This window comes from Streptosporangium sp. NPDC001681, assembly GCF_040298085.1.
Classification (GTDB): Bacteria; Actinomycetota; Actinomycetes; order Streptosporangiales; family Streptosporangiaceae; genus Streptosporangium.
The window spans coordinates 1-18,137 of record NZ_JBEOZN010000025.1; the positions used below are offsets into that span (position 1 = coordinate 1).

Below are 18,137 nucleotides of genomic sequence, written 5' to 3' on the forward strand. Positions count from 1 at the left end.
GCATGCAGTACCGGCCCGACCTCATTACCGGCTTCTTCAACGAGACCGGTCTGCCCTTCGAACTGGCCTAACTCTGGAGATTTAAACTCAGTAGCAGCGGAGTCAGCATGACCGGCCCAGTGGTCATCTTGGCGAAGGAAGGTCTGGTGAGCGTTGCAGGTCGCTGCGGCTCAATGCGGGGCAGCCAAGGATGTCGGTCAGCACCGTCCGTTGCCTGCCGGTCAGGTCGTTGGAGAACACAACGGCCGCGGCCTGGGTCTCCGTACGGGCCTCTGCGATCTCGCGCACCTTGCCGGTGCTCATCAGCGTTCGCGATGAGTAGGGCTGATCCATGTTCGCCTGACCGCCTGGAGCCTGGCCCTTCTTGCCGCCCGAGACGCCTCGGCGTTGCACGAACCGCCGGACGACTCGCCCACCCAACTCGGTGATCTCCGCAGCGAGATCATCCATGAGGTCGGCATGATCCTTCCGCTTGGCGGAGAACAGACCGGCGATCAATACGTCGGCGTCCGCCACCAGATTCGTCAGGTGGGATGCCGGCTCAACGCTGGACCGCCGACGTTCTCTCCTCTGCCGATGACGCCGGTGACTCATACGCCTCAGCGTAAGTAGTTTCTGCGAGCGGCACGGTATGTGGTGGCCGTGCCGCGCAGTCAGAGCGTCGGGCTGTCGCCGGGGGCGGCCACCCGCAATGCGCCAGCCTTCGGCCGCCGTCTTCAGCGTGCGGAGCAGGTCTTCGTGGCCCTTGCGGAGCTTGGAGCTGCTGTAGAAGAGCGTCAGCAGGCTGCGGGCGGTCATGTCCGGCCCCCAGGGCGGGGACGATCCGGCGGAATTCCGATGCTGATGGCGGAAGGCCAGGCGTTCGCCGTTCAGCTGCCAACCATCGGCTCTCGCCCGAACGGCAGGCCATTGGATGCGGATTCGGAGAACGGTCGTGCCGGGCGGGCCGGTCAATTCTCCCTGTAGAGAGGGATTCCCTTGCCGAGATTGGCACGCGCCTTGAAGGAGATCGGCGCCTCGTTCCGCGCGATGGTGAAACCGCGCACGCTCCAGGTGATGCTCGCCGTGCACGCGGGCGCGTGAAAACTCATTATCCGGCCCTGGCTGACGCCCGCCTGTAGCAGCGCGATGTCGAACTCCAACTTGATCCCGAAATCGACCCGGGCGACTCGCTTGCCGTCCAGGAAAACCTCGACGTATGGGGCGTGGTTGGATGTGATCTTGTGTTCGGCCAGGCGGACCAACTGTGTGCTGCCCGGGTTCTCGACCGTTTTTCGGGCGGCCAGGCGCAGCTCGCGGTACTTCGACCAGCCGCCGAGCAGGCACGTGCCCAGATCCAGGCCGCTCAGCAGTTCGCTTCCTGCCTGTGCGACGTTGCCGTTGAGCGCGTCCCTGAAGGCGGTGTCGGCACGCCGGGCGCCGCCTCGGATCGTCTGCAGCATCCGCTGCGCGTCGATGGCCTCGCCCAGGGCCTCCGCGGCGTAGCGGGGATCGCCGAAGAGCAGCAGGTCGGCCGTGCTCGGATCGGTTTCGATGGAAACTGTCACGGGAGGACCTTTCTGAGTTCCTGGCGACCGGGGTCGGCGTATGTCTCGACTCGGATATCCGGTGAGCTCACCGACCTGCTGCGGTGAATCTCCACCCCGGGCGTGAGATCGGGGTGAGGAACGCAGTGGATCGCGAAGGTGTGGGGCCTGCTCTGCCGAGCCCGCTTCTTGCGGGTACGGCGACGGCGGATCAGCGACCAGACGAGGAGCAGGATCAGCAGCAGGCCGGCGAGTGCGGCCCCGCCTTCCAGACTCAGCTCCGCGCTGGCGTTGCCCGGATTCGGGTTATCCTCCAACGCCTCAAGCCACACCGTCACCTTGGTGGCTCTGGCGACCATGCTGTCTTCTGAAGGGTCCTGGGTGACGACCTTGCCCGCACGAGGGGAATCTGGATCCAGCCGCAACACCAGGCCTACGGCGGCAAGCTCCTTCTTGGCTTTCGCCCGGTCGAGGCCCGTCAGTGACGGCACGACGACGCGGGGCTGCTGTGACCTGCTCGGCGTGGGCTTCAAGGTCTGCGGTGTGCTGGGCGGGCTGGTCTCCGGCAGCGAGGTGACCGGTGCCATCACATCAAAGTCCACGCTCGTGTCGTAGGGCACGAGCGCGTCCTCGCCGGGGTTCTGGTTCACCACCTTCCAGCCGGGGGCCGCGTCGCTTGGCTGGAAGCCGGGGGTCGGCAGCCCGATCTGGGTGAGCTCGTCGCTGGCCTGTTGGAGGGTGAAGCCGATCAGGTTGGGCACGCGGGTGCCGAGTTCGAGCGTGGCCTCGCTGTCGCAATCCGACTGAGCGCTGATCACCAAAGGTGACCATGTGGCCGGGACGTCGGCAGGGTTCAGACTGATGTCGATGTCTCGGGCTTGAGTCCTGAGCCACTGCCGAGCTTCCTGGAGCGGCCACCCCACCAGGCCATTCACTTCCGCCAGGCAGCTGTCGCCGGTGTCATCCGGGGATTCTCCGCCGGGGGAGGTGAAAGGGAGAAATGCCGTCAGCGATACCATGAGAATGAGAAAAGGACGAACCATCATCCACCTCACGGGCCAATCGGCGAAGCGACTAATGGTCGTATATCACATGATAATACGTTTTGATAGTCCGTGCTCGTTTCTGTCGCCGTCGCGAAATTCGGGAAATTCCATGTCCCATGCCCGAATTTCCGCTCAGGTTGATCAATTGCGCCGTTATCGCCGGGGCCCGGCACGTTGCTTGGCCCCGCATGCCCACGAGCGCGCCGGATGCCTGGTGTACCGCGACAGGACCTGGATGACGCAGCTCGACGGTCACCTGGTCGAGAGTGCGCGGGGCACCGCCGCGGGAATGCCTACCTCGTTCTCGACGTCGCGCGGATCTCCGAAGTGGAGGTCGGCACCGGGACCGGCCACCCCACCGAACTGCTCTGTCACCGGCTCGGTTCCGACATGAGAAGGTCGCGATCATCGGTGAACGTCACCCCAGAAACTGCCGCGCGCCACGCAGTCTGGTCCGAAGCCGTCGCTGAGTCATGCCGCACTCCAAGCGCACATCCAGCGGGCCGGGCACGCCGGTGTCCACTCGCCGGCCTGAAGGCAGTTGGTCCGCGTCGAGTCCATCGCGTCGGGCGATGAGTAGCCCCAGCTCGTATCGGCTCACCGCATCGGCTCCAGCGACATGGTGGATCCCGTGATACTCGGATGCGGCAAGTTCGAGGAGCGCCGCGGCGAGATCGACGACATGCACGGGACAGCGCACGTCGTCGGTGAACAGCACTCCACTCGCCCTGCCGGTGGCCAGTGAATGCACCAGCGCCTCGTGCGGGGAATCACCGTCACCAATGATCAGGGATGTCCGGGCTATCACCGCGGTTGGCGCGATCGCGTTCACCGCTGTCTCGGCAGCGGCTTTGGCCGCACCATACGGGGTGATCGGGTCGGGGACGCACGTCTCGTCATAGCGAATCGCGGCACCGGAGAAGACCGTGTCGCTGGACACCTGGACCAGGCGTCCACCTGCCGCGGCGACAGCGAGAGCCACGTTCACGGCTCCAGTCGCCGTGGTCGTCCAGTCTGTCTGCCGGTACGCGGCGTTGATGACCACCTCTGGCTGAAACGCGTCGATCAGCGCGTCGACGTCCTCTCGTCGGCGTACATCGAGCGGCGACCACTCGACACCCGCGGTCTCTCCTGATCGGGTCAGGTAGGTCGCAGCCACCTCATGCTCGGCCACCGAACACTGCCGGACGAGTTCGCTGCCGAGAAAACCACTGCCACCGACGATGAGGAATCTCATGGCCGGTCACCATAATTGATCAGTCGCTCTGAAGCAGCCGACATACTCATCGGCACTCCGTTCCTACGGCGCGTCCGCGCGAACGTGACCGAACAGCAGGGCCAGGCAGATCCCGGCCAACATCCACGCCGCGTCGGCCGGGGTGCCCTTCGCAGGAGAGGAGCGCATCCCGAGCAGGTTCTCTACATCGGTGTAGCGCTGCTCGCGGAGGCCGTACGGACTCTGAGAGCAGTGCGTCCACCGGGCTTTAATCGGTGATGACGGCGTCTCGCGGGTCTCCGTAGACGGGGTTCCTGTCGTAGCGTTTCTCGGTGACGAGCAGGCGGATCACCCCCTTGGCGTTCTCCTCCGCCTCCCAGACGATCCAGTCGTCGCCGACGGGCTCCTCCTGCGTGCGCTCCTCGCCGTAACCTCCGGGGTTCCCCGGCGGGATGGATATGATCAGGAAGATGACCTTCCTGCCCCGCTTCTTGAGCTCCGGCAGGACCTCGCCGACGGTCTTCTCGTCCACGCGGAACCCCTCCAGCGAGCGGCCCTTGAGCGTCGCGCTCCGGAATTCCGATCTGATCTCCGTTGGGTCGGGGGCAGGCACGGGCACGCAGGACGCCACCGGCCCCTCCATGAGATAAGTGCTGGTGCTGCCGCCTTTCCCGCTCTCAGGGGCGCTGATGGTCCAGACGAAGGTCTGGCCCGGTCTGAACAGCTTGGTGTCGATCCGCATCTGCCAGCCGTGCTTTTCGCCGGGGATGTTCTCCGGCAGGCTGTACAGACCTTGGGGGATGTCCATCACGTGCTTGCCACGCGGTTGGCGGCATCGCTGTCCCCAGGGAACGTAGTTGACGATGGCGGGAACATCGAGGTCCTTCAGCCGCTTCTCCAAGCCCGCGGCATCACGGAAGTCACGGACCTGAATGGTCACCATCCCGTTGGCGGCCTTGGTGACGGCCCAGGAGCTTGACCCTCCGGAACCGTTCTCCAGCAGGCTCGGGCCCAGCACCGCACCCGTGGCGAGCACGACCGCGGCCGCCAGTCCCAGGGCAAGCCGTCGGGGAGCGTACCTGCGGGTCCTCGTCACCGTGCCCGGCTCTTCCGAGGTGATCGCGGCCAGCAACGCCTGCGCCTCCGCGTCGGCCGGGCTACCTCCCTGCCTGCCAGGCTCAACCCTGGCCAGCGACTTCACCGCCTCGATCTCGTCGATGTTCTTCATAGCGGCCTTTCCGTCGGTACCAACCGGCTCTCTGCGGTGAAGCGGACACCGGCCTCTGCGAGGGCTCGGGAAAAGCGCCTGCGGGCACGGTGAAGCCTGATGCGTACGGCATTGCGCGACACCCCGAGTGCTGTCGCGATCTCCTCGCGATCCAGGCCCTCCCAGGCGACCAGCGACAGCAGTTCGCGGTCATCGTCGGACAGGGTCCGGAAGACCTGTCCGATCGCTTCGAGCTCGACCTTGCTGTCCGGGGAGTCTCCATACAGGTCGGCCATCTTGGCATCGAGCCCGGTACGGCGTGCCCGTCGGCGGTTGTCACCTCGGTAGTGATTGGCCAGTACCTTGCGCGCCACACCGTACAGCCAGAGCGTGGCCTCCTCTCCCTCCGGCAGCTCGTCCACCCGCCGCCAGGCAGTGGTGAAGGTCTCCGCCACAACGTCCGCCGCGTCCTGCGGTGAATCACAGCGGCGCGCGGCATAGGCCGTGATCTGGCCGTAGGCCTGGTTGTAGACAGCCTCGAATCTGACCAGCCGCTCGTTATCCACGGGCGGTCCCATGGCAACTCTCCTCATCAACTCACTTAACGGACAACCCTGCCTATGTGCGCGGATGAAGCATCATTTCCAGTCACCACGAAAAAGTTGCCCCGTCTCACCTGGCCTTGCTCGACGCGAGGACGTGAGCAGGTCAGATGCAATCTGACCGGGAAAGGCGAGAGGGCAGTCCTGGTCGGTGTTGTCGTTGAGATGTGAAGCGAGGGCCCTGCCTCACCCGGTGTTGGCAGCCAGTCGCGTTTCGGAGATCCTGCCTGACCGCGGCGATCACGCCGTACACAGTTCGCGGTGCCGCGTGGGGGGACGCCGTCATGCTCGCCCCCGTTTCATCGAGGCGGGCCACACCCCGGAGCAGCCCGAGGCGCTGCTGGCCCGGGTACCGGCCTGGCGGTCCGCGCCCGCGGACGCGGTCACCGGCCTGGCCGCGCTGTGGACGCTGTTCCGGCTGTACAAGGCGCGGTTCGGCCCGGTGGAAGGGCGCGATTTCCGTGCCCGCGCCGCCGAGGCCGGGCGGGCCTGGGTGCTCTACCGCTCACTCTGACGGGACGGCCGCACGGAACAGGTCGAGGGCCTCGACGTGCTCGGGATGGAACGAGAGCCGATACTCCCCGCCCTTGGCGGTGGTCACCAGGACCCTCGCCCAAAAGTCCTTCTTGTCGTCGTGATCGAGCACGTCGATCTCCGCTCCCGCCAGGGGAATCACGACCTGGGCGAACTTCGCCTCCTTGTCGATGGAGAGCACGACCTTCGTCGTCGACACCGTCACGAAGCCGAAGAACTCCTTGCCAGGGGCGGGGGTCTTCGGAAGCTGAACGATCCCCCCTTCGACGGTCACCGATCCGTCCGGGTGGCGGATAGGCCGCCGGATCCAGCGCTCCACCGGAGAAAACCCCACACCGCCTAGCAGCACCGCCAGGACGGCCATAACGGCACCCGCGATGAACCAGAGGACTTTGAAGACTCGTGTCATGCTCTCAGCACCCCCGCACGACTAACGTCCGGGTTCGTCCCAGTGGTTCCTCGCGGTGGAACACGGTGCTGCTTGCCGCGTTCGCTGGCACCTCATCGTCGAGCGGTTCCCGCGCCTCGTTCAGCGACTGTGCCCTGATGCGGAGCAAGTCGGACTGCGGCTGATCACCGGACCGGTCCCCGTCCGCGCGCTTCCTGGCCGTTCGATCTCAGCTTGACTTTGCCGTTGCGTAAACATCTACCGTCATGGACGAGCCGGAAGAACCGGCTCGGTGATGGTGGGGAACAGGTGGGCAGGCCATGGCATGGTCGATCGCACAGGTGGCGCGGATGTCCGGAGTGACGTCAAGGACTCTGCGCCATTATGACGAGATCGGGCTGCTGACACCTGCCTGGGTCGGCGGGAACGGCTATCGCCACTACGAGGAGGATCAGCTGCTGCGACTGCAGCAGATCCTGGTACTGCGGGAGCTCGACCTCGGTCTCGCCGAGATCAAGGAAGTCATCGACCGGCACACCGATCCGGTGGCGGCATTGCGCGAGCACCACCGGCGGCTGCTGGGGGAGCGCGACCGGCTGGACGCGGTGGCCCGCATGGTGGCTCGTACCATCACCGACCTCCAGGAGAACGAAAGGAAGGGCGGCATGTCCAAAATCAGTAGGCCGGAGAATCTGTTCGAGGGGTTCGACGGGGCGCGGTACGGCGCGGAGGCCCGCGAGCGGTGGCCGGGGCAGTGGGAGCGGTCCGGGCAGCAGGAGCTCCTGGACACCCTGACTCCGCAGGAGATCGACCGCATGCAACAGGAGGCAACGGCGGGAATGATCCGGATGGCCGAGTTCATGGCCGCCGGCACACCTGCTGATGACCCCGTGGTTTTCGTCGAGCTCGACGCTCACTACCGGCAGATGACCCGATTCTGGACGCCGACCGCGGTGGAGTACGCGCATCTGGGCCAAATGCAGGTCGATGATGAGCGGTTCAGGGCGAACTACGAGCGGATCGCCGAGGGCCTGGCCGTGTACATGCGCGACGCCATGGCCGCATACGCACACGCCCGGTTGAGCTGAACCTCGCTGGATGAGGGTTGAAGGAGCTGCAGATCCTTCAAACCATCGCCTCGGCCTAGACCAGTACCGCCGCGAACACACAAGACGCAAGCGAGAAGGCGGTCCGAAGTCTCTTCGCAGCGGACCCAGAACGCCCTGAAAAATTCAGCGTTCCGTCATCCCCGGTCTGCTCCAGATTCCTCCGTACATGCGAGAGCGCTTCAGACGATCGGTGGACATCTGGGGGGCACGTGACGATATCGAAGAGGGGATCAAGGCGCGGATCAAGCGCCAGGACGTCCTGTACGAAGCGGACGTTCACATCGTGATGACCGAGGCGGCGCTGCGGTATGGGACGGCACCTCGCGAGATCCTGATGGAGCAACTGGACCGCCTGTCCGTCGCGACGTCGCTGCCCAGGTTGAGACTCGGCGTCATCCCGCTACGGGAGTCGTACGCGGCCACGCCTCTGCACGGATTCCACATCCTGGAAAATAGAACCGTGCTCGTCGAGACCTTCGCCGCGGAGCTCACCCTCACCCAGCCCAGCGAGATCGAGATCTACGTGAAGATCTTCGATTCCCTGGCGGGCGTCGCCCGCTACGGCCGCGAGGCTCGCGAGGTCATCGCTCGGGTGCTCGATGACCTGCACGCCGAAGCCGAGCCCCGCGACTGACGGCTACCGGTCCCGGGTGTGGACAGGTTTTCGAGCAATCTGGAGCAATCTCGTTGACCCGCTGTGAGCGGGTTCCTACCGTCGGAACACGCCCTCACGGACGGTCAGGTCTAGGGCTCGGTCGAGAACGCGCTCATGAGAAGGTCGCGATCATCGGTGAACGTCACCCTAGAAACTGCCGCGCGCCACGCAGCCTGGTTCGAAGCCGTAGCTGAGTCGTGCCGCACTCCAAGCGCACGTCTATCGGGCCGGGCACGCCGGTGTCTGCTCGCCGGCCTGAAGGCAGTTGGTCCGCGTCGAGTCCATCGCGTCGGGCGATGAGCAGCCCCAGCTCGTATCGGCTCACCGCATCGGCTCCAGCGACATGGTGGATCCCGTGATACTCGGATGCGGCAAGTTCGAGGAGCGCCGCAGCGAGATCGACGACATGCACGGAACATCGCACGTCGTCGGTGAACAGCACTCCACTCGCCCTGCCGGTGGCCAGTGAATGCACCAGCGCCTCGTGCGGAGAATCACCGTCACCAATGATCAGGGATGTCCGGGCTATCACCGCGGTTGGCGCGATCGCGTTCACCGCTGTCTCGGCAGCGGCCTTGGCCGCACCATACGGGGTGATCGGGTCGGGGACGCACGTCTCGTCATAGCGAATCGCGGCACAGGAGAAGACCGCGTCGCTGGACACCTGGACCAGGCGCCCACCTGTCGCAGCGACAGCGAGAGCCACGTTCACGGCTCCGGTCGCCGTGGTCGCCCAATCTGTCTGCCGGTACGCGGCGTTGATGACCACCTCTGGTGGACCCGCGTGTCCTGGACGATCCGGCCGGGCTGTTCGTGGGGCAGCTGGCCGCGCCGTCGGCGGTGAGACTGGGTGGCGGTGAGGAGGTCGCCCTGCTGGACGTGGCCACCGGTTCGCAGGCCACCACCCGGCCCGACCCGGCGGGTGGGTGGACGGTTCGCCAGCACGGTCCGTTACGGCTGTGGGACGCGGTCGAGGACGCCGTCCTGCTCTGGCAGGGTGCGGGATCTCCGCACCAGTCGGCGTACGGGCTCACCGTGAGCGGGGACCGTCAGCGTGTCTGGCTGGGCGACCCCGGCGGGCCGAGCTGGGACCTGCCCGTCTGAGTTTCCCGGCCGCCAGCGCGGCCCCTCGTGTCGGACCGGCTGCTGGACTCCTTGGCCGCGTGCCTGCTCGCCGAAGAGCTGCCCTACCGGAGCATGTACGAGACGGCGCTCGGCAGGTTCAGCCCCGACGCGCTGGAGGGGGACACCCTTCTCCACTACGACCTGCACTCCGGCAACTTCCGGATTGATGAGGGGCGAACGTACGTCGTCGATTGGGCGTTCGCGGTGCGCGGTGCCGCGTGGGTGGATGCCGTCATGCTCGCTCCCCGTTTCATCGAGGCGGGCCACACCTCGGAGCAGACCGAGGCGCTTTTGGCCCGGGTACCGGCCTGGCGGTCCGCCTCCCACCGCTCTCCCTCCAACCGAACGTTCGCCGAGGCGCCCGCGTTCGACCGCCGCGCGCGTGCTGGGCGATGGAACGGAAGCGCACGCCAGTAGACCTATGACCGAGAGCCTTCGCCACCATGGTTGAGCTGCGGGAACGGGCTTAGGACTGCTAACACAATGAGTTGAGGCGTCGCCAGCAGATCAGGGCGCAGCCGAGGCTGAGGAAGGCCTCGTGGATGTCGGCACGAACTTCCCAGCGGATCCGTAGCCGGCGGAAGTGATGCAGCAGAGCGAAGGTCTGCTCGACGACCCAGCGGTGTCTGCCCAGGCCGGAGCCATGCTCGGTGCCGCGCCGTGCGATGAGTGGGCGAACGCCCAGGGCGCGAACCTGCTTGCGGTACTTGTCGTGGTCGTAGCCGCGATCGGCCAAGACGACCTCGGGCCGGTGGCGGGGCCGTCCGCGCTTGCCGCGTACCGGCGGGATCGCCTCCAGCAGCGGCACCAGCTGGGTGACGTCGTTGCGGTTGCCGCCGGTGAGGATCACCGCGAGCGGGATGCCGGTGGCGTCGGTGATCAGGTGGTGTTTGCTGCCGGGCCGTCCTCGATCGACCGGGGACGGCCCGGTCTGCGCCCCCCTTTTTAGAGCTCTGACGTGGGAAGAATCCACCGCGGCCCGGGAGAAGTCGAGGGCGTCGACCGCGCGCAGCTTGGCCAGGAGCACCTCGTGCAGGCGTTGCCGGACGCCGGCCTTGTTCCACTCGTTCAGCCGCCGCCAGCACGTCATGCCCGAGCCGTACCCCAGCTCCTGGGGCAGGTGCTCCCAGGCGATGCCGGTGTAGAGCACGAACAAGATGCCCTGCAGGGCAAGGCGGTCATCCAGCCGCTTACGTCCTGGCCAACGGGCTCGACGCTGATGTTTGGGCAGCAGCGGTTCGATGACCGCCCACAGCTCATCGCTGACCTCCCACGGCTTCAGCCGTGCCACCTGCCCACCCCTCTCGCCGTCGCTACAGCGAGAGATCAAAGCACAACAGGGATCATTGAGACCTTTCAGCTTTCTGAATCTGCTCCAACACTCCCATGAGCGCGCCCACCCGGCGACCTTCGTAGTCACCGAGCCGGAGCATGCCGATCCGGAAGATGGCATCCCTGGCCGCGGTCACCGCGTCCTCCTCAAGTGCCGCTTCCAGGACACCCACCGCCCGGTATCGCATGTGCCAGCGTTCTACCGTCGGGCGCGGCGCACCAGAGTGCGGGCTCTGACCCAGCAACTCCTGGCCAAGGAAGCGTACTTCGGCACGCAACTCGGCAAGGAGTTCCGGGACGGGCGCCTGCGCCAGAGCGTCCAGGACCCGGTTGACCAGCGGCACGTCCAGGCCGCTCAACTCGCAGGCGGTCTCCGCCACCAAAGCGGCGATCTCCCGTGTTCTTACGGGGTCGGGGTCGGCGATGAGGTCAGCCACGCGCGGGTCGGCGGCGAGGTAGGCGAGATGGTCGCGCTTGTCCTGGTCGACCGAGGGCGCACCGGTTGTTTCGGGAGGCGCGTCCAAGATGGCGCTCGGATGCTCAGCCGCCAGCCACTCCGCGTCCAGGCGCTGACCGGTGACGATCTCCCCCAGCGCCAGTCCCGCACTTCGGGGATCGTCCTCCGCTGCCAGCTCCGTCCAAGCCGACAGCGCGTCAGGAAGGTCTTCGGGGTCTTCGGGGTCGAACAGGTCCATCATCGTCAGCACGTGGCCGTGCTCGGCGTAGGCGAGTTGCCCGTCGCCGTTGTCGTTCCAGAACACGCTCAGCGCCCGTCCTTGACGGGACAGTTGGGACAGGACCCCCGGGCGCGATCCCTGAAAGCCGTTAGGTTCGACCAGAACGGTCCAGCGTCCCCGGCTTCCAGCCATCACCGCTCCGGCATGGACGGGGAGCGCGTCGTAGGCGGCCTGAACCGTCTGCGCGTACGTGCGCTTGCCCATCCCGTCCTCGCGCTGTCCCACGGTAACGAGCGCGTCAGCGGCCGGCAGAATCTCGATCCAGGTGACGCATAACGGTACGGTCAGCACTTCCTCCACCAGCTCGCGATAGTGCACCAGCATGCCCAAGTCCGGTCTCGCCACTACCCACTCCTCACGCCGCCGCTACAGCGAGAGATCAAAGCACAACAGAGATCATTCTGTTAGGAACTCTTAGCGTGCGTTTTCGTTCCATCACACTCTGACCCCCGCGGCGGCGCCGGTCAGCCCAGGGGTCAAACCCGCAGGCGTGGTGCGTGTACCTGCGTGGAGGAAAAGGACTGAAAGGACGGACAGTGCTCAGAACAGCCAGTCGAGCAGGCCGCCACCGCTCTTCGGCTTCTCGCTCGGAGCCGGGTTCTCGGCCGGAGCCGGGTTCTCAGCCGGAGCTGATTTCTGGCTCGGGGCGGGGTTCTCAGCGGGAGCGGAGTCCCGAATCGGAGCCTGGGCCGTCTGCGAGGGAACGGGCTCGGCGGAGACCTGCGGCCGAGGCTGCACGTTCTTGGCGCCGTCATCCCTGCGCTCCCCGGCGGGCTCCGGAGCCGGTTTCACCGGCGGAGTGCTGAGAGTCGGCGTCGGCCGGGGGACCGGACTGCGAGACGCCTGAGTGTAGGAGGTCGTCGGTTCGGGAGTGACGCTCTGCTCGACAGCGGACTCCGTCGCCTCCTCGGTCTCCTCGGCCGGGAGGTCCGCCGGATACGGCTGCGGTCGCTCGCCCGTCGCGCAGTTGACACCGGGCGGACATGCGGCGTCCGGCGTCGAGCCCACGGTGGAGGACAGCATCCAGCCGCCCGCGAGTCCCGCCACCACGACACCCACGGCGACCGCCAGGAACACCTTGCCCCGGGGCTTCTCGTCGTCCGGCTCCCCCGTCCAGCCCGATCCCAGGAAGCCGCGCGTCTGCTCCGGGTCCTGGCCGACCTCGCGCCAGGAGCGCTCGTCTTCCTCGTCGAAAGCCGCGGTCTCCTGAAGTTCGTCGCCGTGAACGGACACCGAGGTGTAGCCGTGGACGGACCCCTGCGCGTCACTCCGGGCGGACGCCTGCGTGTCACTCTGGGCGGACACGGGGACATCGCTCTGGACATACACCTGGATGTCGCCGTGGACAGGCACCTGAGCTGTTCCCGAACCCCATCCATCCGACAACACGTCGCCCCCCGTGCGGCCAGGCTCACGCTGCGACACCGGTCCCACCGGGCCGGTCTGCTCGCGGAGATCCTCTCCGTACGACCGTTGGTTGTCGTCGCTCCCCACAATGCCCTCTCTGGAACGGATCTTTGCCGGACATCTTCCTAGCAGATCCGACATCGTTTTGTCCGAAAAATTCACTACACAGCGGGAATCGAATGGATTCCCGCTCGGGCGCGTCAGGCGGCGCCTGGCCGACCGGCTCGGCACTACCCCCGGCCTCGGCCGCCGTACCGATCCGCCACGGACGCCGCTCTCGCCCCGCCGGCCCCTGAAGGGATGAGGGACGCCGTCAGGTCCCGGCGGCACGCGCCGGGGAAACAACCCGCGGGGCGGCCATCGCCCCGGGGAACGGGACCGTATCCAGAGATCAATCCTCGTTCTACACTCGGTACGGCCAGTCCCCCGGCCTCATTTCATCTGGCAGGACACGAAAAAGCGGAAGGGAACATGAAAGAAAAAGAGGAGCGCGCCGCGCGGGTTTACGAAAGAACCAGCACCCTCGCGACGGGAAACGTGTTGGCGCAGGGTGCGAGCGGGTTCTTCGGCGGCGGAGCGAACCTGGTCGTCGACGTGATCGCGATTCCGTTCTACATCGACCTGTGGAACGACGTACGGAGCATCTACGGCAGGGGCCACATCACCGCGGAGGCCGCCAAGGAATACCTGAAGCCGAATATTCCCTTCCTCGCCCAGGACCTGCTCTGGGACAAGCTCGTCGGCTCCATTCCCATCGTGGGGATTCCGTTCAACATCGCCTTCGCCAAGGCCCTGACGTGGCGCCTCGGCGCATGGTTCGGCATGCTCTCGGCAATCGGCGGGGACAGTACTCCCAACGAGAAGATCACCGCGTCCACGATGGAACTCACGCGCAGAATCTTCCCCTCGCTGGGAGACACCTTCAGCTTCAAGGCCCCCGACAGGGACGTCTTCGTCTCCTTCGTCGCCTCCGTGGACGGCTTGACGCATCAGGAGGCCCAGAATCGGGCCGAGGAGGCACTCCGGGTGCTCCGCGGCGAAAAAGACACCCCGTCGTACTGAACAAGAAAGCCGGGGGTTACCCCGGGCCGCCCGGGTGCTTTTATCACGGGTCACACCTGCTTCACCCAGGTGGCGATCTGCGCCTCGTCGCACCGGGCCGCCCGGTGCGACGGTACCTGGAACGACCAGCCGAGTCGCTCCAGCAGGTAGGCCACTCCGCGGGGGGTGTAGGAGAGGTGGAACCTCTCGGCGATCAGTACGGCGACGCGGGTGCTGGTCCAGCACTGATCGTCCCAGCCATGCACGACGGCGCCCTCGTCCAGAAACGCCTCCAGCCGATCCAATTGCTCATCAGTGAGCTTGCAGCCGGTCCCAGCGGTGCACTTGGAGGCCAGCGCGGTCTTGCCGCCTCGTTTCCACAGCGCGTACCACTCGTAGGCGGACTTACGGGTGATGCTCAATAGTTGGGCGACCCGCGGCGGTGTGATCTTTCCGGCGAACATGTCCGCGGCCTGGAACCGCAGCGTCTCGCGCCGCTCCCGTTCCGGTGCGGACAGCCCCCCGCTTCTGTCGGAGTACCTCATACTTCCAGGCTGCCACCTGGATAAACGACCTCTATCAGGCGCCCGTCCTTAGGTCACGCCCGCATTTCTTGATCAGTACTGCTCCGTCACCAGCTCGGTTCCGACACGAGAAGATCGCGATTACCGGGGAACGTCACCCCAGAAACCGCCGCGCGCCACGTAGCCTGGTCCGAAGCCGTCGCTGAGTCGTGCCGCACTCCAAGCGCACATCTAGCGGGCCGGGCATGTTGGTGTCCGCTCGTCGGCCCGAAGGCAGTTGGTCCGCGTCGAGTCCATCGCGTCGGGCGATGAGCAGCCCCAGCTCGTATCGGCTTACCGCATCGGCTCCGGCGACATGATGGATGCCGTGATATTCGGATGCGGCGAGTTCGAGGAGCGCCGCGGCGAGATCGACGACATGCACCGGACAGCGCACGTCGTCGGTGAACAGCATTCCTCTCGCCCTGCCGGTGGCCAGTGAATGCACCAGCGCCTCGTGTGGAGAATCACCGTCACCAATGATCAGGGATGTCCGGGCTATCACCGAGGTTGGCGCGATCGCGTTCACCGCTGTCTCGGCGGCGGCTTTGGCCGCACCGTACGGGGTGATCGGGTCGGGGACGCACGTCTCGTCGTAGCGAATCGCGGCACCGGAGAAGACCGCGTCGCTGGACACCTGGACCAGGCGCCCACCTGTCGCGGCGACAGCGAGAGCCACGTTCACGGCTCCGGTCGCCGTGGTCGCCCAATCTGTCTGCCGGTATGCGGCGTTGATGACCACCTCTGGCTGAAATGCGTCGATCAGCGCATGGACGTCCTCTCGTCGGCGCACATCGAGCGGCAACCAGTCGACACCCGCGGTCTCTCCTGATCGGGTCAGGTAGGTCGCAGCCACCTCATGCTTGGCCACGACCCCGGAGGCTCGTAGCCCGCCTGTCCGATCGCAGTGACCGCGCTCGCATCCTGGAGGCGTCAGCAGCGACACGGTGCCGGGTGTCGATGCCGTCCTTAGCGAGTAGTTGGTAACGGTGGTCGAGGCTCCGCGCTGGACGTCGATCGTCAGCCTGCGACCAGGTCCATACGGAGGAACTCGGTGATACGGAGCAGCCTCGGTGGGCGTGCCACCTCGTCGGAGAGGGCCTGGAACGCCTCGTCTTCCCCGACGAGGCGTGGGGCGGCGAGTTCCACCTCCCTCCCGTCGACCCGGAGCCGCGCCCCGTCGGCCGCCAAGATGTTCTGCACCCAGTCCGAGCGCGATCCATACACCAGAACGAACAGGTAGCCGCCGTCGACAGGGTGCGCATCGAGCGGCGTGCGGTACGTCGTGCCAGAGATGCGACCGACGTGAGTCAGCACCGGCCACGTCCCGCTCGCGATCGCGCGAGGGTTGAACACCTGCTTGTTCACGTGCCCCCACCACTTCGGCATCGGCATCGGCATCTCCTTCCCTCGCTCCGGCGGGGCGCGTCGTGGGTCAGACGTTCGCCGGGCTCCCAGCTGATTCCCACCCGGGAGGACTTACATTAGTAAGGCAGCTTACGAGCGTAAGGCTGGCTTACAATTGTAAGGTTGTCAATCCCGCCCGCACTCTGGAGCCGTCGTGTCCCCACCACCACCGCTACCGCCACGGCAACCGCTCAGCAGAGGTCGCGTGCTGGAAGCCGCGATCCGGGTCGCGGATCGCGGCGGCGTGGAGGCGATCACGATGCGACGGGTGGCGCAGGAACTGGGCGTGGAGGCGATGTCGCTCTACCACCACGTACCGAACAAGGACGCGATCCTCGACGGCGTGGCCGACATGGTGTTCGCGGCGATCAAGCTACCCAGCGCCGAGTGCGACGATTGGCGCGACGCGATCCGTGCGCGCGCCTCCTCCGCGCGTGCGGTCCTGTCGCAGCACAGCTGGGCTCTCGGCCTCATGGACTCCCGTCGCAACCCGGGGCCGGCGACGCTACGCCACCACGACGCCGTCCTCGGTGTCCTCCGCGAGGCGGGGTTCACGCTGCCGATGGCCGCGCACGCTGTCTCGCTCATCGACAGCTACATCAGCGGGTTCGTTCTCCAGGAGGCGAACCTGCCGATGACGACGCCGGACGATGTCGAGGAAGTGGCCGGCAGCATCCTCGAGCACCTGCCGGCGGACGAGTTGCCGTACCTCACAGAGATGATCGTCGACCACGCCCTGCGGCCGGGCTACGACCACACGAGCGAGTTCAGCTACGGCTTGGACCTGATTCTGGATGCGCTCGAAGCTCGCCGGAGGTAGAGCCCCCGACACCGCTACGTGAGACTCACCTTGCCCCTCCCCAGAAACGCTCGCAGCGGGGACTGGCGGCGTGTTCAGCGATATCCAGCGAGGAACCCCCGGCGTTCGCGCCACGCAGGGCGTGCGCGCAGCCACATCAAAGACTGAAAAGCAGAAGGTCAGGTTGCCGCGAGGCTCGACCGCACTCCCCGCCCTCCGCAGCGGCCGCTCGACCGCTGAGACGAGATCGACTCGGCGGCCTCGTACACGAGTATCTGCAGGTCGCATGACATGACCGAGTTCTCGGCGCGCACAGCCGTCGCAACAAGTTGGGACGACGTGCACGTCAGCCGCGCCGGCCGTCGTGCTGGTGGCCCGTGGTCAATGTCTTTGTATCGAAGCCTCTTGTGATCAAAAGCATGGCCAAGACCAAGCTTTGTAGGGCCAGTGGCGCATTTATGGCTAGATAGATTGGCGTGACGACGTCAGCCAGACGAAACAGTACCAAGAAGCTCGCCAACATAGCTAATCCGGCCCCGATAAGTCCCCATGCGGACAACCAGCGAGGGACAAATCTCGACCGATATAGAATACAGAAAAACAGGAGATCTCCGAGGGTCAGCGAGATGATCAAAGCGACATGATTAACCAAGTCGCGCGCCGTCCGCAGCAACTCACCCAAGGTCTCCAGGTGGGATGTGTCTGAAGCGCCGGCTTGGGCGAACTCCTGACCCAGCACAAGAAACAAAGGCAAGAAAATCACGCCTATGAAATGGAACATCGCTGCGATCAGTCTAAATCCAAGGAAACCCAGACTGAGCGCTTCATTCTCCATCCTCAATGCCGGATACAGGAGCAGCGCAAACCCAACATAGGCGGGGATCATGATGAACTGAGAAACTGCGCCGACGATGACCTGGCTCTCATGTGCAGAAATGAGATCGAGATAGTGTGGCTCCTCGAGAGCGGGAACAACACTTAGCACGCCGGCGATCATGCCCACGATGACTAACGCGCCCGCAATTGCGGTTGCCTGCCTGCTTGTATTCATAACACTTTTCCCATATGTCGGCGCGGGCTAGCCGCTCCTTCTTACACCTGTAAGGACGTTGCCGACTCTACCCTTACACATGTAAGGCCACAAGGGTTCTGCTGCAGAAAGAGGTCCGGGTGCCCGGAACGTCGACACCCCGCCCACCGCTCAGCCGGCAGCGCGTGATCGAGGCAGCGGTGACCGTCGCCGCCGAGTGGGGCGTCACGGCGGTCAGCATGCGCGATGTCGCAGAGCGGCTTGGCGTCGAGGCCATGTCGCTGTACCACCACGTCGCGAACAAGCACACGATCCTCGACGGGATCGCCGACGCCGTCTTCGGCGAGATCGAGTTCCCAGAGCCAGACCTCTCGTCGGACCGGAGCCGTGGTCCCGGCCGGCCCTAGGAGCTG

The 18,137-nt window shown here is 65.8% G+C and carries 23 protein-coding genes and 1 pseudogene; 8 read left to right on the top strand and 16 right to left on the bottom strand.

Features of this window, described 5'->3' with window-relative positions:
* Positions 1-123: 123 nt before the first annotated feature.
* From ABT130_RS14215 to ABT130_RS14245, 7 genes are all read right to left on the bottom strand, one after another.
* Positions 124-798, bottom strand: a complete 675-nt coding sequence (locus ABT130_RS14215) for an HflX-like GTP-binding protein (protein ID WP_350955675.1) — start codon at positions 796-798, stop codon at positions 124-126.
* Positions 799-950: 152 nt separating this feature from the next.
* Entirely contained in the window at positions 951-1,547 is a 597-nt protein-coding gene (locus ABT130_RS14220; RefSeq protein WP_350955677.1) for a hypothetical protein, read from the bottom strand.
* Complete coding sequence (locus ABT130_RS14225) at positions 1,544-2,545, bottom strand: PASTA domain-containing protein (RefSeq protein WP_350955679.1); 1,002 nt, start codon at positions 2,543-2,545, stop codon at positions 1,544-1,546. Before ABT130_RS14225 ends, ABT130_RS14220 begins: the two co-directional genes overlap by 4 nt.
* Before the next feature lie 279 nt (positions 2,546-2,824).
* Positions 2,825-2,947 (bottom strand): hypothetical protein, encoded by a 123-nt coding sequence (locus ABT130_RS14230; RefSeq protein ID WP_350955681.1) that lies wholly within the window; start codon positions 2,945-2,947, stop codon positions 2,825-2,827.
* A 43-nt stretch (positions 2,948-2,990) separates the two neighbouring features.
* Positions 2,991-3,809 carry a sugar nucleotide-binding protein gene (locus ABT130_RS14235; protein ID WP_350955683.1) on the bottom strand — a complete coding sequence of 273 codons (819 nt, stop codon included), beginning with the start codon at positions 3,807-3,809 and terminating at the stop codon, positions 2,991-2,993.
* Positions 3,810-4,056: 247 nt separating this feature from the next.
* Positions 4,057-5,016 carry a hypothetical protein gene (locus ABT130_RS14240; protein ID WP_350955685.1) on the bottom strand — a complete coding sequence of 320 codons (960 nt, stop codon included), beginning with the start codon at positions 5,014-5,016 and terminating at the stop codon, positions 4,057-4,059.
* Positions 5,013-5,573 (bottom strand): RNA polymerase sigma factor, encoded by a 561-nt coding sequence (locus ABT130_RS14245; protein ID WP_350955687.1) that lies wholly within the window; start codon positions 5,571-5,573, stop codon positions 5,013-5,015. Before ABT130_RS14245 ends, ABT130_RS14240 begins: the two co-directional genes overlap by 4 nt.
* Before the next feature lie 292 nt (positions 5,574-5,865).
* On the opposite strand from ABT130_RS14245, the gene ABT130_RS14250 reads away from it, so the two are divergent.
* Positions 5,866-6,111, top strand: a complete 246-nt coding sequence (locus ABT130_RS14250; RefSeq protein ID WP_350955689.1) for a hypothetical protein — start codon at positions 5,866-5,868, stop codon at positions 6,109-6,111.
* On the opposite strand, the gene ABT130_RS14255 is transcribed toward ABT130_RS14250, so the two are convergent.
* The gene (locus ABT130_RS14255) at positions 6,103-6,540 is read right to left on the bottom strand and encodes a hypothetical protein (protein ID WP_350955691.1); all 438 of its coding nucleotides are present in this window, start codon (positions 6,538-6,540) and stop codon (positions 6,103-6,105) included. The genes ABT130_RS14250 and ABT130_RS14255 overlap by 9 nt on opposite strands.
* Positions 6,541-6,839: 299 nt before the next feature.
* On the opposite strand from ABT130_RS14255, the gene ABT130_RS14260 reads away from it, so the two are divergent.
* Together ABT130_RS14260 and ABT130_RS14265 are read left to right on the top strand one after the other, a co-directional pair.
* Entirely contained in the window at positions 6,840-7,607 is a 768-nt protein-coding gene (locus ABT130_RS14260; protein WP_350955693.1) for a MerR family transcriptional regulator, read from the top strand.
* 157 nt (positions 7,608-7,764) lie between these two features.
* Positions 7,765-8,262: a Scr1 family TA system antitoxin-like transcriptional regulator gene (locus ABT130_RS14265; protein ID WP_350955801.1), complete on the top strand. Its 498-nt coding sequence runs from the start codon at positions 7,765-7,767 to the stop codon at positions 8,260-8,262.
* Positions 8,263-8,425: 163 nt separating this feature from the next.
* Here ABT130_RS14265 and ABT130_RS14270 read toward each other — a convergent pair whose 3' ends face one another.
* Positions 8,426-9,052 carry a sugar nucleotide-binding protein gene (locus tag ABT130_RS14270; protein ID WP_350955695.1) on the bottom strand — a complete coding sequence of 209 codons (627 nt, stop codon included), beginning with the start codon at positions 9,050-9,052 and terminating at the stop codon, positions 8,426-8,428.
* Positions 9,053-9,057: 5 nt separating this feature from the next.
* On the opposite strand from ABT130_RS14270, the gene ABT130_RS14275 reads away from it, so the two are divergent.
* Positions 9,058-9,387: a methyltransferase domain-containing protein gene (locus ABT130_RS14275; protein WP_350955697.1), complete on the top strand. Its 330-nt coding sequence runs from the start codon at positions 9,058-9,060 to the stop codon at positions 9,385-9,387.
* A 27-nt stretch (positions 9,388-9,414) separates the two neighbouring features.
* A complete protein-coding gene (locus ABT130_RS14280; protein ID WP_350955699.1) occupies positions 9,415-9,825 on the top strand; it encodes a phosphotransferase in 411 nt (136 codons plus the stop codon).
* 58 nt (positions 9,826-9,883) lie between these two features.
* On the opposite strand, the gene ABT130_RS14285 is transcribed toward ABT130_RS14280, so the two are convergent.
* The 3 genes from ABT130_RS14285 to ABT130_RS14295 all read right to left on the bottom strand — a co-directional run bounded on the left by ABT130_RS14285 (position 9,884) and on the right by ABT130_RS14295 (position 12,830).
* Positions 9,884-10,699, bottom strand: coding sequence for an IS5 family transposase (locus ABT130_RS14285; RefSeq protein WP_502992143.1), 816 nt, complete (start codon positions 10,697-10,699; stop codon positions 9,884-9,886).
* Positions 10,700-10,751: 52 nt separating this feature from the next.
* On the bottom strand, positions 10,752-11,801 hold the full coding sequence (locus ABT130_RS14290) for a DUF6461 domain-containing protein (protein WP_350955804.1): 1,050 nt from the start codon (positions 11,799-11,801) through the stop codon (positions 10,752-10,754).
* A 216-nt stretch (positions 11,802-12,017) separates the two neighbouring features.
* Positions 12,018-12,830 (bottom strand): hypothetical protein, encoded by an 813-nt coding sequence (locus ABT130_RS14295; protein WP_350955701.1) that lies wholly within the window; start codon positions 12,828-12,830, stop codon positions 12,018-12,020.
* A gap of 525 nt (positions 12,831-13,355) precedes the next feature.
* On the opposite strand from ABT130_RS14295, the gene ABT130_RS14300 reads away from it, so the two are divergent.
* Positions 13,356-13,946, top strand: a complete 591-nt coding sequence (locus tag ABT130_RS14300; protein WP_350915976.1) for a hypothetical protein — start codon at positions 13,356-13,358, stop codon at positions 13,944-13,946.
* Here ABT130_RS14300 and ABT130_RS14305 read toward each other — a convergent pair.
* The 3 genes and pseudogenes from ABT130_RS14305 to ABT130_RS14315 form a co-directional block, all read right to left on the bottom strand.
* A pseudogene (locus ABT130_RS14305) lies at positions 13,880-14,470 on the bottom strand (helix-turn-helix domain-containing protein); the annotation flags it as partial. The gene ABT130_RS14300 and the pseudogene ABT130_RS14305 sit on opposite strands and share 67 nt — an antisense overlap.
* A 133-nt stretch (positions 14,471-14,603) precedes the next feature.
* Positions 14,604-15,359, bottom strand: a complete 756-nt coding sequence (locus tag ABT130_RS14310) for a sugar nucleotide-binding protein (protein WP_350955705.1) — start codon at positions 15,357-15,359, stop codon at positions 14,604-14,606.
* Positions 15,360-15,508: 149 nt separating this feature from the next.
* Positions 15,509-15,883 carry a nitroreductase family deazaflavin-dependent oxidoreductase gene (locus ABT130_RS14315; protein ID WP_350955707.1) on the bottom strand — a complete coding sequence of 125 codons (375 nt, stop codon included), beginning with the start codon at positions 15,881-15,883 and terminating at the stop codon, positions 15,509-15,511.
* A 217-nt stretch (positions 15,884-16,100) separates the two neighbouring features.
* On the opposite strand from ABT130_RS14315, the gene ABT130_RS14320 reads away from it, so the two are divergent.
* On the top strand, positions 16,101-16,715 hold the full coding sequence (locus ABT130_RS14320) for a TetR/AcrR family transcriptional regulator (protein WP_350955709.1): 615 nt from the start codon (positions 16,101-16,103) through the stop codon (positions 16,713-16,715).
* A gap of 325 nt (positions 16,716-17,040) precedes the next feature.
* Here the strand turns inward: ABT130_RS14320 and ABT130_RS14325 are convergent, their stop codons facing one another.
* The gene (locus ABT130_RS14325) at positions 17,041-17,745 is read right to left on the bottom strand and encodes a DUF4386 domain-containing protein (RefSeq protein WP_350955711.1); all 705 of its coding nucleotides are present in this window, start codon (positions 17,743-17,745) and stop codon (positions 17,041-17,043) included.
* Between the two features lie 164 nt (positions 17,746-17,909).
* On the opposite strand from ABT130_RS14325, the gene ABT130_RS14330 reads away from it, so the two are divergent.
* Positions 17,910-18,131, top strand: coding sequence for a TetR/AcrR family transcriptional regulator (locus tag ABT130_RS14330; protein ID WP_350955713.1), 222 nt, complete (start codon positions 17,910-17,912; stop codon positions 18,129-18,131).
* Positions 18,132-18,137: the final 6 nt, after the last annotated feature.